The organism is Winogradskyella bathintestinalis (assembly GCF_030407435.1).
Taxonomy (GTDB): Bacteria; Bacteroidota; Bacteroidia; order Flavobacteriales; family Flavobacteriaceae; genus Winogradskyella; species Winogradskyella bathintestinalis.
This window is the reverse complement of sequence record NZ_JASDDK010000001.1, coordinates 302,520-316,519: the sequence shown is the minus strand read 5'-3', so window position 1 is coordinate 316,519 and position 14,000 is coordinate 302,520. Positions and strand designations below refer to the sequence as shown.

Sequence of the window (14,000 nt, the reverse complement as noted above, 5' to 3'; positions counted from 1 at the left end):
ATGACCAAAACGGAAAAAATATTATCATATCACGGTATTCGCCCTACTAAAATGAGGTCGAAGATATACAAGTTCCTGAAAAGGAAACAAAGTGCCGTGTCCTTTTCCGATTTGAAAAAGGCTTTTGTTCAAAAGAGCGAAACCAATAAAACAGCAAACAGAACTACCTTTTATCGCAACCTCAAAATTTTTGAGGATAAAAGGCTAATTCATCAGATTAATGATGGGGTCGGAGTGGCAAAATATGCGATTTCTGATGAAAACGCCAAAGTTAAATATGGTATAGATTTACATATGCACTTTCATTGCACCGATTGTAGGAGAACAATCTGTTTACCGAATAAGATATCGGAAGAAAGCTTGCCAGACGATTATGAAGTGAGCGATGTGAATCTGGTATTAAAGGGAATATGTGAAAAATGCAGGCAAAAATAACAGGTGGGAGTTCCAGAACTCTGAACCCTTGCGCCCAATGGTCAGGTTCAGGTTTCTTCCACCTTCTCTAACTTAAAAAATATTATGGTAGAACTAAAAAAATCCTTGGGTACGCTTCGACTTACGTTTTATGGTGTTGGCACAATTGTGGGCGCAGGAATCTATACCGTGATTGGCGCGGCAGCTGGACAGGCAGGAACCGATATTTGGTTGAGCTTTATTTTTGCGGCAGTTGCAGCCAGTATTTCTGCAATGTCTTATGCAGAATTATCATCTACCTACCCCAATGCAGGCGCAGAATTTATATTTGTAAGGAAAGCATTTCCAAAAATCGACATTCCTTCCTTTCTTACGGGTTGGACCGTTGCCTTCCATAGTTCGGCAACAATTGCAGCCGTACTATTGGCATTTTCGGGATATTTCAATACCTTTTTTGAAGTACCGGGATTATTGATAAGCTATGGTGTACTGCTGCTGCTTGCCCTGATAAGTGTTACAGGAATCAAGAAATCATCTACTGCTAATATTATAATGGTCAGTATTCAATTGTTAGGTTTGCTCATTCTTATCTTTATAGGCCTTAAAGAAACAGGCCTGCCAAAAGCTGAAATTTTTCAAATCAACTCATTCTCTGGAACACTTGCGGCTACGGCAACTTTGTTTTTTGTCTATACTGGCTTTGAACATATGGCATCTTTGGGTTCAGAAGTTAAAAATCCAGGAAAAACAATTCCTCGTGCCTTTTTGCTGACAATGGTAATTACCACTATCTTTTATTTACTCATTTCTTTTACGGTACTTAACATAGCTGACCCTTTAGCTATTTCAAAGGTAGATTCGCCATTGTCCTTGGCAGCATCGAATCTTAACTCTTGGCTACCAGTAGTTTTAGCAGTTGCAGCATTATTTGCTACAGCCAATGCTGCGTTTAGCGGTATCATTTCCATAAGTAGGTTATTATTCGGAATGGCAAGCGTGGGCGAACTTCCAAAATTTATGACTAAAGTAAATGCACAGAAAGTACCGTGGGTTACTACTATTGTAGTTATGGCAGCAGTTGCGGGATTTTTATTGTTGGGCGATATTAAGATTGTAGCAGGTATGTCTTCTTTAGGCGCTTTACTTGTTTTTGTTGCCGTAAATGTCGCACTTATCGTGCTTCGGTTTAAAGCACCAGAGCAAGAACGACCATTTAAAGTTCCTTTGGCTATAGGACGAGTGCCGATTTTACCCATTTTGGCGATACTTATAAGTCTATCATTGATAATCCAATTTAATTGGCAGGTTTATTCAGCGTTCGTAGGTGCTGTTATCGTGGGTATTGTGCTTGATTATTTTTTGGACAAAAAGTCAAAAGATGAAATAGACCCTGAAAAAGAAAAGGAACTTTTTAACCATTAAAATGAAGCTATGGACTGGATGTTTGAAGATTTTAAAACTGACCTAGATACCTTAAATCCTATTGTACGAGAAAAAGCCCTGTCCATAGCAAAAGAACTAATTGAAAAAAAAGATATTTCAGCAAAAGAAGCTTTATCAGAAGGCATCATAAGGGCGGAAGAATGGTTTTACGATTTAGAAGGATAATTATTAATTAAAAACTATATAAAATGTTACAGATAATCGAATTAAAAGAAAAAAATATTGTTGCAACAAAAGCTTCGGGCAAATTGAGAAAAGAAGATATAGAAAAAATCCATCCACTTATCCACGCCATACTGGACAAAGGAATGAAAGTCCGGTGGTATTTTGAGATGGTCAACTTTACAGGTTGGGATTTACCTGGTTTATGGGAAGACCTAAAAATGGACACAGCCCACGCCACGGACTATGAAAAAATAGCAATGGTAGGAGATAAAAAATGGCAGAATTGGATAACCCAATTTATGAAGCCTTTTACCAATGCCGATATTAAGTATTTCAATATAGACCAAAAGGAAGATGCCAAAAATTGGATTGAGAGCCAGTAAGCTTACTTCCGTAAAAGACAGACGATGAATAAAAAAAGCATTCTTATTACCATTTTAATTGGGTTTGCCATAGGTGTTTTTATCCTTCAACCTTTTGGGATAACAATTTTCACGTTTAGCAGCCAGAATTACGAAATCAATTGATGGCAATATTTAATAAATAATTTCATTGAAATTTTAAATATCAATGGGAATCAAATTTTTGAGAACACTCTGTTTGGCTTATTAGGTGCAAGTGTTGCGCTAATTTATTATTTCGGTAAACGAGAAAAGGATATAGATAACAAGTAGCGGTAAATCGTTATAGGAATGAGCGAAATTTTTTATTTAAATAAGTTAAGTGAAAACTTAATTAATAGCAGGCAGCTTTTATGATGCTTTTTAAAGCAAAATGATTAATAGTATTAAAAGCAAAAGTAGAAGCTGCTTTTTTAAATTATACAAGTAAAGATGCGCATTATGAATATTAAACATTGTTTTTTAATAATCTTGTTGGTTAGTTATTATAAGGTAAATGCCCAAAAAGTTTATACAACTGAAGAAGGTCATATTATGATGATGACTTTGGTTGATGATAAACCCATCAAGGCAGAAAGCCATAAATTGGCACTATATCTTGATTATGATTCCAAAGTGGTCAATGGTGTACTCGACCTTAAGACTTTATCAACATATAGTCCTAAAATCAATGCCCTTTTAGAACAGCGGGAAGACCCTTTAATACTTCGGTTTACTGGCACTATTCCATCACAGGATTTTTTATCAAAACGGCACGACCCTATCAACTTTAATTGGCTGATAGATGTTACTTATCAAGGGAAATCCTTTAAATCACAATTTAAAGCAACCATTACCCATATAGAACAAGGAGTAAGTATGTCCTGCCTGATAAGTGCAACCGGACAATTATTGGTTTCAAATACTGGTTTGGATTCCTTAATAGAGGGTATCGATGATACCATAGAGGTGCAGTTTGCCCAATTGGTGTTGAGATTGGAATGACTGTGAATTTAAATAAAATTATAATTGATATAAATGAAAAAAAAGAAACTGAATTTAAGAGATTTAAATAAAACTTCATCCGATAATCACAAGCGCAATGATGGCCACAACCATAGCAGTCCGGAAAGTATAGGGAAATTTAAAATTTATGTACCAGCAATTTTCAGCTTTGTAATGCTGATTATTGGTATTGCGATGGATTATTTTGACGTAGCTTTTTTTAAAGATTGGATACGTATTGTCTGGTATGCAGTCGCATATCTTCCAGTAGGTTTTCCTGTGATAAAGGAAGGTTGGAACAGCATCAAAAATGGCGATTTCTTTACCGAGTTTTTATTGATGTCCATCGCAACCATAGGTGCATTCGCCATTGGCGAATATCCCGAAGGTGTGGCAGTAATGTTGTTTTATGCGGTAGGCGAATTGTTCCAAAGTGCCGCCGTTAAAAGAGCCAAGAGAAGCATCAAGGCATTACTAGATGTAAGACCTAATGAAGCCTTGGTCTATAGGAACAACAATTATGTTTCTGTAAATCCCGAAATCGTTGCTATTGGCGAAAAAGTGCAAGTCCGTGTGGGCGAAAAAATTCCTTTGGATGGTATTTTATTGTCCGAAAAAGGCTCGTTCAATACCGCAGCATTAACGGGCGAAAGCAAACCTGACACCATTGCAAAAGGAGAAAAAGTATTTGCAGGAAGCATCAACCTTGATGGCGTTATTGAAATCGAAACCACCAAGGAATTTAAAGACAGTTCCATTGCCCGAATCCTTGATATGGTCCAGAATGCCACGGCTCGTAAATCAAAAACCGAATTGTTCATTAGAAAATTTGCAAGAATCTATACACCTATTGTGGTATTCTTGGCGATTGGATTAACATTTTTGCCCTACTTTTTTGTGGATGATTATGTGTTTAACGATTGGTTATATAGAGCATTGATATTCTTGGTAATTTCCTGTCCGTGTGCCTTGGTTATCTCTATTCCGTTGGGTTATTTTGGTGGATTGGGAGCAGCTTCAAAAAATGGAATTCTCTTTAAGGGAGCATCTTTTTTAGATGAAATGACAAGGATAACCACAGTGGTAATGGACAAAACCGGAACCGTGACCAAAGGTGTTTTCAAAATCAAGGAAATAAAAACCATTGATTGGGATGAACCCGAATTTATGAAATACCTAATGGCAATGGAAGAACAATCCACCCATCCCATTGCCAAGGCCATAATGGAATATAAAGCCGATGGCGAAGATTTTCAGGCAAAAGAAGTAACCGAAGTCGCGGGTAAAGGATTAAAAGGCAAAGTAAATGGCAAAACGGTCTTGGTAGGCAACAAAGCATTGATGACTTCAAATAATATCGAAGTTCCATCTGAAACCGACAACATTGTAGAATCCATCGTAATGGTTTCCATTGATGGTAAATTCGCTGGCTATGTCATCATTGCAGACGAATTGAAAGAAGATGCCCACGAAGCCATCAAACAAATTAGAGAATCTGGAATTTCCAAAATCATAATGCTTTCCGGCGATAAGGATTCCATAACCCAACAAGTGGCAAAAGAAATGGGTATTGATACTGCAAAAGGCGGTTTGTTACCAGAAGATAAGCTCAACGAAGTTGAGCATTTGAAAAAACAATTTAATACTAAAGTAGCCTTTATAGGCGATGGCATCAACGATGCACCGGTTTTGGCAGCGAGCGATGTTGGCATTGCAATGGGTGGTTTGGGCAGCGATGTGGCGATAGAGACCGCAGATGTAATCATCCAAACAGACCAACCAAGTAAAATAGCTAGAGCCATAAAAATAGGACGTTCTACAAGACGCATCGTTTGGCAGAATATTGGGTTGGCCTTTGGTGTAAAAGCAGTGGTTTTGGTTTTGGGCGCAGGTGGTCTGGCAACGATGTGGGAAGCAGTTTTTGCCGATGTAGGCGTGGCCTTGTTAGCCATTCTGAATGCGGTTCGATTACAGAAGATGAATTGGAAATAGTATAAAAGAATGTCTCAAAAAAGAAGAAATAGAAGAAACAAAAAAAATCGGAAATCATCGAATACCGACATCACAAAAAGAGATAAGGTCAAAGGTATTCTTATGATAATCCTTATGGTAATAGCCGCATTTCTGCTTTATTTTTTTGTGCTAAAAGGAAATATTCATAAGCATTAATGAATTAAGATAATAAAATATTCCAAGTGGTTTGTGTGGCTACAAAAATTGAAGTGGAAATGATTGATATATAGTAAAAATGATATTCTATGTCGGAAAATAGACGGAATAGACGAAATAAAAAAAGCAATAAAGTACCCTCTGTAAAAAATAGTATTACCAAAAAAGATAAAATAATTTGGATTAGTATTCTAATCGTTGTTATTGTGTTAATCTTCTTTGTACTGTTCTTGCAATTCCTAAAGTACTTTATATCTATTTAATTAATTACAATTTTAAATGCAACGTTATTGCAGAAGATTAAGTGAAAATAATGATACCCAGAATGAATGACGACAAATTACGACGATATATTAAAAAAATTAGACAATAAATTAGATATTCTTGAAATAGAAGAACAAGATATTTTACTCAAAGCTGAAAAAGGGATTAAACTTGCAAAACAGACCCTTAAATCAGTTAGAAGTATCGTAGTTGATTATGAATTTGAAACCAAATTAGAGGAAATTCATTTCTTTAAATGTACTAAACCAAAAATTTATAGCAAACTTATTTATTACGTAAAATTATTTAACATTGAAAGTAAAAGACCCAGGGGAAGCAATAAATCGCAAGTAAAGTATTTGAACAATTATATTGAGAAACTTCAAACCTACTTTAACGACAATCTTGATTTTTACCATTATTACCGCAGGGAAGCTACTGTATTTGATGAGCAATATTTTTTAAGAGGCAAGGCAGATATTCGGTTGTTCCCAGACTCATTTCACTTTTTTGTTGATGAAGAATTTGCAACAAGCCACGATAGTACCGTGGCCTCAATTTTAGCCTACGACCTTTTGATTGTACACTTAAAACGGGAAATTGATAAATTGGAGAATAATGGAAATTATGCAAGTTTAAGATTGTTACAAAGTAAAACCAAAATTACCTGGACAGCCCACAAAATATATTTAATTGAACTGATATACGCTTTGCACAGTACAGATGTCATTAATAATGGTACTGTTGACATTAAAGATATTGCCTATTTTGTTGAAAAAACATTTAAAGTGGACTTGGGCGATTATTACAGAGCTTTTTTGGAAATACGGATGCGTAAAAATGGCAGAACCAAATTTTTGGATATTCTGAAAAAGCAGTTGACCAAACGGATGGATGATACTGATAACGTAAAATAAAACACCCAAGATGCTTCAACTTGGGTGTTTCTTGTTTTATGGAAAATCTCATTTTATTTGGTGGTTTTTAGATAGGGTATTTTTTCTGAAGAAGTACCAAAACCCTCTATTGTATTACATTGAAAATGAGAGAAGAAAAACACCCAAGTAGGCCTAACTTGTGAATAAAATCCAGCAAACTACCCCAATTTTGTAGAACGAAAGTCAAATCAGGTCAGGGGCTATCAAATTACTTGACAGCGATGCGATAGTCTCTTACTATTAAAACCGTTCTATTATGCCGACATCAATAATTACTACAGACGACCTTCGGGAATTCAAAATGGAATTGCTCGATGACATCAAAAACCTTCTTTCCAAGCAAGCTACTGGAAAACTGAAGAAATATCTTAAATCTTCCGAGGTTATGGATTTACTACAAGTAAGTCCAGGAACACTTCAAAATCTGCGTATCAATGGTACGTTGCCCTACACAAAAGTTGGCGGAATCATTTACTATGATGCAGAGGAAATCCAAAATGTGATGAACGCCAACCGCGTTCAACACAGCATAAATTCTTAAGCGATGAACTATATAAAGCTACTCAATGCGGCTTTTTCAACGTTCTATTTTGATGACCGCCTCAATCCCACGCACATAACCCTGTATATGGCATTATTTCAAGAATGGAATAGTAGCCGATTTGCGGACGAATTTTATGTGAACCGCAGAGATTTAATGAGGGCTGCCAAAATTGGTTCTAAATCAACCTATCACAGATGCGTTACGGATTTGGACTCTTGGAATTATCTATCATACTTCCCTTCCAACAATCCTTACAAAGGCAGTAAAATCAAGATGGCCATAATTGGGACAAGTGATGAGCCTGATGTGGGACGGTACAGTCCCATATTAGAACAACTTGCGGGACACTACCATCCCAGAAATGAACCAGTAGTGTACCAACACCATACCACAAATGGACAAGTAATGGACTCGCACCGTCCCGTGAGTGGACAAGCATTGGTATCTACTATAAACAATACCAAACAAGTAAACAATATAAAACAACCAAAGGGCAGGCAGGCCGTTTTTATTTTTTTTGAAGAAAAAGGTTTTGATGCTGATGAAGGAAAAAAATTCTTCGACCACTACGAATCGAACGATTGGAAAACAAGCGACGGAAAACCGATACGAGATTGGCAAGCTTTGGCTAAAAACTGGATGGACAGAACTGAATTATTCAATGAGGAAAACAAACCAAACACAAAGCAACCGTCCCATATTAAGGACAACTTGCGTACCACTAAAAACAAAGATTATGGACAACCCCTCTAAAATTACCGAAGGTGGCGTGGAATATTCGCTTGGAAAGTTTGATGGTAAAAGCGTGTTATACGATTTTGATAAAATCCTGATTTATTTGGATGCAAAGGGAAAGTTGCTCTTTGGCAAACAATTTAGAATCTATGATGAGGACACGGTTATCATCCGCAAACTATGTCACTATTTCATCAAGGACAAAGAAAATTGCCTGAAAGATGATATCGACACTAACAAGGGTATTCTTCTATCCGGGCCTGTGGGATGTGGAAAGACCACTTTGATGAAACTATTGCGATATATCGTGCCAATGCAACGACCTTATGAAATGATTCCGTGCAGGAATGTTGCTTTTAGCTTTAACCATCTAGGCTTTAAAACCATTGAGGATTATGGCAGCACCAAATTCTACTGCTTTGATGATTTAGGCATTGAACCTGCAGGACGATTCTATGGTAAAGATTTGAATGTGATGGGCGAAGTATTACTTTCCCGATACGAACTTTACCTTGAGACCAAACACAAAGTCAAAACCCACGCTACTACAAACCTAAATGCTGAAGAACTGGAAGAACGGTATGGAAACCGTGTTCGTAGTAGAATGCGCGAACTGTTTAATTTGATTGCTTTTGATACAAAAGCTGGGGATAAGCGGAAGTAAATTTTAGAATACTATTTTTCAAATTGGCGCTTGTTTAATGGATGGTCATTTAAAACCTATTTACTTAACAACAACTGTTGTTTTCTTGAATTGGTGGACAAGAAACTGTCCCATAACTGCAATAAACACAGCAATCCCCTTCATTTGGTTTTAGAACCGTTTTACAATTCTCACATTCGTAGAAAAACTGACAAGCTTTTGTTGGCATATCCTCTACTTTTTTATGTCCGCAGTTTGGGCAGGTAATTTCTGATTTTAATTGGACTTCCATTAGTTTTCTTCTTTGTAGGTTACTTTATAGCCTGTAGAATTAATTGCTTTTTCTATATCCTCTTTAGTAGTTTTCGAATTATCGAATTCTACTTTTGCGTTAGCTTTTTCATAGGAAGCATTTACATTTACAATACCCTCTAATTCATTAACAGCGTGCGTAATGTGTTGTTCGCAAGAAGCACAAGTCATCCCTTTTACATCAAAATTTACCGTTTGAATATTGGATTGATTCACTATAACCACTTCTTTTTTATTAACTGGATAAAAAATATGAGAGTAGTATGGAAAGCTTATTGAGATAGCCGCAAATAATGTAATTCCTATTAAAAACCCTTTAGTTTGAAACCACTTTGGCTTTGCATCTATTTCACAGCAATCATCTGCTTTTTTAGGTTTTAGATAATCATACCACGCATAACCAATTGCTATGATAGCGACACCAATTAAATAGGGTCTAAAAGGTTCCATCCAAGATAAAGCGGATGCACTCCCTCCAATTCCAGCAATTAATGCAATAACTGGTGGTATGCAACAAGATGACGCTGCTATTGCAGCAAACAAACCTGTATATGCTACATTTTTTGATGTTTTTTCTGTACTCATAATTAAAAATTTATGCTGTTTTTCTTTCTAATTTGATTGACTTAAATATACTATTCAGAATATCCGTCTCATCCTCATTCAATGAATAGTATAAGGTTTGCCCTTCTCTCCTTGAGCTTATAATACCTGCATCTTTCATTTTTCGTATATGCTGAGAAACGGCAGGAACACTCATACCTAAAATATCAGCTAAATCACAAGGGCATAATTCTTTTTCCATATTTAAAAGAAATAGAACTTTTAAGCGCACTTCATTACCTGAAATAGATAGTAGTTTCGATATTTTGTCGAAACCATTAGCCATACCATCAATGGTAGTTCTACAGTTTAGTAATTGCTTATGGTCAGCCTCAGCTCTTGTACAGGATATTTCTAATTTCATATTAATGCTTTAGACGAGCAAAGGTAAAAGTAATTACTTATTTAAGCAAATACTTAAATATTAAATTATATTCTGCTCTAACTTTTAGTTGGTTGTCTTAAATAAGATAGCGGGTGTTATGCGGAAATAATCTAATTTCTGAAAGACTTATATAAGAAAATCACTTCAGAAATAAATTGGATTACAATCGCTTTTAAACTCTTTGTTAATTCTAAAAATAGGTCTTTCATAATAGTATTAGTTTTGTATAGATAACAAAATGGCTGTGGCAATCAATTGGATATTGTTAGAATTTGAAATATAGTTGCCTTCATCTTTATTACTCAAAAACCCTAATTCTATAAGTACAGAAGTGCAAACATCAACCGTTTCTCGAAGTACCTGAAAATTTGCAAACTTGACACCTCTACTTTCATATCCCAATTCTTTATTAAGTGCGGCTTGCACTTGAAAAGCAAACCAAGTAGAATCATCTGAATATTTGGATTCTGCATTTGTCACGTAAACTTCAACACCCCTAGCATTCGGATTATCCGAATGATTGCAATGCAACGACAAAAATAAATCAGCTTTTAGAGCTTTGGCAAGTTTGGTTCTATCTGATAGTGAAATAAGTGTATCGCTGTACCTGGTCAAATAAATATCCAAAGGCTTATCCAACTTGTTATTTAGCTTCAAAATCGCACTTGCAATATTGAGTACAACATCTTTTTCTAGGATGCCATTTACACCTATCGCACCAGAATCTTTTCCACCGTGTCCAACGTCAATTAGTATTCTTTTTTGAATGGCTGTTTCCTGTCCAAAAATGATACACATTTTCAAGAGCAAAATCATAAAACTGACGTTTTTGAGCACTTTTTTCATTTTCAATTTTAGGGTTATTAACAATTCAACTTCCAAAAGTCATAGAATTTGATATCAAATAATAACAAAGGAATTCAAACAAAATCAAATAATATTTTGTTCACAAATATTTGATTATCAGGTATTTGTAAATAAATATATGTAAATTTCCAATAACGAAAACAACACAAAAATTTAAACTGTTACGTTATGAAAAAATCAATCTATTTGGCAACTTTTTTGTCGTTGCTCTCAACATCACTTTTTGCACAAATTGGGGGAATCGAAGATTCGGTCGATGATGTTTCCAACACCATCCGAACCATTTTTCCAATCATATTAGGGGTCATTTTCCTCATCGGTTTCCTGTTTAATGCAGGGCATTTCTTTGGGGAAAATGCTGACCTAAAAAAGGGTATTACCAGAGTACTTGTATTTGTTTTGATAGCTGGCGCAGTAGTCGGCATCTTCACTTACCTAATTGGAATCGTTGTATAATGAAGCGGTTCGAGGTCTATAAAAACATTAGGAAACGGGCAGTCATTTTTGGCTTCCCCATTTCCCTGTTTGCCTTAATGATAGTTTCCATATTGGCCTCATTGCTCATAGTAATTTTCTCTTTCAGCTTCGTGATGATTATAGGTATTCTCGTTTTTAACGCTGCGCTCTATGTGGCTTTGACAAGAATTAGCCACAACCCACAGATTTTTCAAACAGCCAACGCTTTTCCAAAAATTATAAGTAACAAAAGAAATTCAGGTTTTAACTATGAATAAGATTAACCTTTCGGCATATCAGCCCATCGTAGATATTCAGGACAATATCGTCTTTGCCAATAATGGCAATGTGGTCTTGTGCTATACAGGGAATCTACCTGAAATTTATTCGCTTTCCGAAAAGGACTTTGAAGATATGCACGGTGCTTGGTTTCAGGCTTTGAAATCGCTGCCTGTGGGAACTGTGGTTCATAAACAGGATATATACCTGAAGAAATCCTATTCTTCTGAACAGCTTCCGAATAAAACATTTTTAGAAAAAGCAACGCACGAGCATTTTAAAGGTCGTGGACATATTGAGCACAAGTGCTATTTGTTTTTCATCTTGACCAAAAACAAAGCGCTCAACAATTCAAAATATGTCAATCCCTTTAGAAAAATTTCAAAGGGAATTGTACAGGAACTGGACGATAACATTAAGAGTTTTGTAAACTCTGTAAGCGATTCTGTTTCCTTTATCAATAATAGCCGAAAGATGGCATTCCTTCCGCTTAAAGCGGAAGGGATTCAGAAACTCACAAATGGCTATTTCAATGGCTTCAACGAAGGCTTCGATACCGACATTCTATTAGATAAGAAAAGCGTCAATATTGGCGAAAACCATTTTGATGCCCTTGCCATCAATAGCGAACTGTGCTTTGGCGAAAGTGTACAGAGTAGCAAAACCAATGAGAAATTCACATCTGACGATTTTGTGTTTCATCAAGGGTTTATTGATGGCTTAGGGCTTACGCTTAACGAAAACCACATTGTCAATCAGATTTTATATCTCGACGACAAACAAAAGTGGCGCAAGCTGCTCGACAAGAAAGTCGAGGAACTTAACAAGAGTTCCAATTTCGGTTCACAGAACAAAGTGGTTTTGGGGAAAATCCAACATATTCTTGACCAAATCAATGCCGATGACAATGCACGGATTATTCGTGGTCATCTCAATATTGTGTATTGGTCTAAAGAAGCCAAAGACCTAGACAAAATAACTTCAAAAATTAAAACTGAATTTAAGGAACTGGATATTATTCCATACTATCCGAGAGGCGAAGAGCGCAAGAATTATATATTAAACAGTTACTGCTGTTTTTCGTCCAATTTCTCGAACAACGATTTATATGTTACCGATTTAAAACACGCATTATGCCTATTCATCAATAATACCAATTACAAATCTGATACTACCGGAATCATCTTCAATGATAGAGAGCATAATATTCCTGTTCTAAAAGATGTTTGGGACGAGCGAAAAAAACGTATCAAGGCTCGGAATTTTGCCATTTTCGCACCAACGGGCGAGGGTAAATCCTTTTTAGCCAATAATATTTTACGCCAATACTTTGAAAGTGGTGTTCGTCTGGTCATTATCGACTTGGGTGGCTCGTACACTAAATTTGCCAAACTATATCCTGAAAAATATACGGTACTTCGGTACGAAAGTGGAAAAAATCTTGGCATCAATCCTTTTTATATAAGTGATACAAATGATCTGACACCTGAACGATTGGAAGATTTGTCTGTTTTCCTTTTTGAGCTGTTCGCTTCAGATTTAAAGGTTACTAAAGCACAGTCGGTTTCAGTCAAAAAAATATTGCGTCATTATTACAATAGCATTTCAGAAAATCATTCGCTCGAAGGATTTTACAATTTTATAGAAAGGAATCAAGAGGATCTTCTTGACACCCTAAAAATCCATCCCGACTACTTCAACGTTACCAGCTTTTTGCACGTAATGTCCGAATATGTCGGCGATGGTCTATATAGTTTTCTGTTTGAAGTGAGTGAAGACCAAACCTATAAAATAGAGGACAAACGTTTGATTGTTTTTGAACTCGATGAAGTCAAAGACAATAAGGAAATCCTGTCCGTAATGTTGAAGCTGATTAAGTCAGCCATCCAAAGAACCATTTGGAAAAATAGGGCTGAAAAAGGTATCATCCTATTTGACGAGTTTGCCAAGCAACTGAAGTTCGAGAACGTTCTTGAAAGCGTAGAATTCTATTATCAAGCCATCCGTAAACAGAACGGTGCTATTGGTATCATTCTTCAATCCATCAATCAACTTCCCAACAATTCAACATCTGCAAGCATCCTTGAAAATACACAGGTCATTTACAGCCTTAACAACGAAAAAGGCTATGCCGAATTGGTCAAACGCCTTAATCTTTCAAGCCACGATTTAAACCAATTAAAGTCCATCAAAAACAACCTTTCCGGGCCACGGAAGTACACCGAAATGTTCATTAAAATCGGTAGGGAAAGTAACATCTTCCGTCTTGAAGTTCCGAAGGAAGTCTATGCGGCTTACTTAACCGACGGACAGGAAAACGAAGAAATAATAAAGCTCTACAACGAGCATCACGATATGGAAAAAGCAATAATTCAATTCACATCTAAAACATAACATT

Annotated in this window: 16 protein-coding genes; 12 read left to right on the top strand and 4 right to left on the bottom strand. The window is 36.1% G+C overall.

The window, feature by feature from the left end; translation table 11 throughout:
• From QMA06_RS01205 to QMA06_RS01160, 10 genes are all read left to right on the top strand, one after another.
• Positions 1–435: a Fur family transcriptional regulator gene (locus QMA06_RS01205; RefSeq protein WP_092132089.1), complete on the top strand. Its 435-nt coding sequence runs from the start codon at positions 1–3 to the stop codon at positions 433–435.
• 84 nt (positions 436–519) lie between these two features.
• Complete coding sequence (locus tag QMA06_RS01200; RefSeq protein ID WP_194850231.1) at positions 520–1,836, top strand: APC family permease; 1,317 nt, start codon at positions 520–522, stop codon at positions 1,834–1,836.
• Between the two features lie 9 nt (positions 1,837–1,845).
• On the top strand, positions 1,846–2,022 hold the full coding sequence (locus tag QMA06_RS01195; RefSeq protein WP_164674149.1) for a hypothetical protein: 177 nt from the start codon (positions 1,846–1,848) through the stop codon (positions 2,020–2,022).
• A gap of 23 nt (positions 2,023–2,045) precedes the next feature.
• On the top strand, positions 2,046–2,405 hold the full coding sequence (locus QMA06_RS01190; RefSeq protein WP_027126742.1) for a SpoIIAA family protein: 360 nt from the start codon (positions 2,046–2,048) through the stop codon (positions 2,403–2,405).
• Between the two features lie 459 nt (positions 2,406–2,864).
• Positions 2,865–3,407, top strand: a complete 543-nt coding sequence (locus tag QMA06_RS01185; RefSeq protein WP_027126741.1) for a hypothetical protein — start codon at positions 2,865–2,867, stop codon at positions 3,405–3,407.
• 33 nt (positions 3,408–3,440) lie between these two features.
• Entirely contained in the window at positions 3,441–5,399 is a 1,959-nt protein-coding gene (locus QMA06_RS01180; RefSeq protein WP_076547101.1) for a heavy metal translocating P-type ATPase, read from the top strand.
• A gap of 506 nt (positions 5,400–5,905) precedes the next feature.
• Positions 5,906–6,757 (top strand): RteC domain-containing protein, encoded by an 852-nt coding sequence (locus QMA06_RS01175; RefSeq protein ID WP_027126739.1) that lies wholly within the window; start codon positions 5,906–5,908, stop codon positions 6,755–6,757.
• 277 nt (positions 6,758–7,034) lie between these two features.
• Positions 7,035–7,319: a helix-turn-helix domain-containing protein gene (locus QMA06_RS01170; RefSeq protein WP_076547100.1), complete on the top strand. Its 285-nt coding sequence runs from the start codon at positions 7,035–7,037 to the stop codon at positions 7,317–7,319.
• Positions 7,320–7,322: 3 nt separating this feature from the next.
• Entirely contained in the window at positions 7,323–8,075 is a 753-nt protein-coding gene (locus tag QMA06_RS01165) for a hypothetical protein (protein WP_076547099.1), read from the top strand.
• Complete coding sequence (locus tag QMA06_RS01160) at positions 8,059–8,721, top strand: DEAD/DEAH box helicase family protein (protein WP_076547098.1); 663 nt, start codon at positions 8,059–8,061, stop codon at positions 8,719–8,721. The genes QMA06_RS01165 and QMA06_RS01160 overlap by 17 nt, the downstream gene beginning before the upstream one ends.
• A gap of 64 nt (positions 8,722–8,785) precedes the next feature.
• On the opposite strand, the gene QMA06_RS01155 is transcribed toward QMA06_RS01160, so the two are convergent.
• The 4 genes from QMA06_RS01155 to QMA06_RS01140 form a co-directional block, all read right to left on the bottom strand.
• Complete coding sequence (locus tag QMA06_RS01155) at positions 8,786–8,992, bottom strand: GDCCVxC domain-containing (seleno)protein (protein WP_076547097.1); 207 nt, start codon at positions 8,990–8,992, stop codon at positions 8,786–8,788.
• Entirely contained in the window at positions 8,992–9,597 is a 606-nt protein-coding gene (gene merTP / locus QMA06_RS01150; protein ID WP_076547096.1) for a mercuric transport protein MerTP, read from the bottom strand. The genes QMA06_RS01155 and merTP overlap by 1 nt, the downstream gene beginning before the upstream one ends.
• Positions 9,598–9,607: 10 nt before the next feature.
• Positions 9,608–9,979, bottom strand: coding sequence for an ArsR/SmtB family transcription factor (locus QMA06_RS01145; protein WP_076547095.1), 372 nt, complete (start codon positions 9,977–9,979; stop codon positions 9,608–9,610).
• A 237-nt stretch (positions 9,980–10,216) separates the two neighbouring features.
• The gene (locus tag QMA06_RS01140) at positions 10,217–10,846 is read right to left on the bottom strand and encodes an N-acetylmuramoyl-L-alanine amidase family protein (RefSeq protein ID WP_076547094.1); all 630 of its coding nucleotides are present in this window, start codon (positions 10,844–10,846) and stop codon (positions 10,217–10,219) included.
• 189 nt (positions 10,847–11,035) lie between these two features.
• Here QMA06_RS01140 and QMA06_RS01135 point away from each other — a divergent pair, with 189 nt between their 5' ends.
• The gene (locus tag QMA06_RS01135; RefSeq protein WP_031428457.1) at positions 11,036–11,323 is read left to right on the top strand and encodes a hypothetical protein; all 288 of its coding nucleotides are present in this window, start codon (positions 11,036–11,038) and stop codon (positions 11,321–11,323) included.
• 270 nt (positions 11,324–11,593) lie between these two features.
• Positions 11,594–13,996, top strand: coding sequence for a TraG family conjugative transposon ATPase (locus QMA06_RS01125; protein WP_076547092.1), 2,403 nt, complete (start codon positions 11,594–11,596; stop codon positions 13,994–13,996).
• The last annotated feature ends 4 nt before the right edge of the window (positions 13,997–14,000 follow it).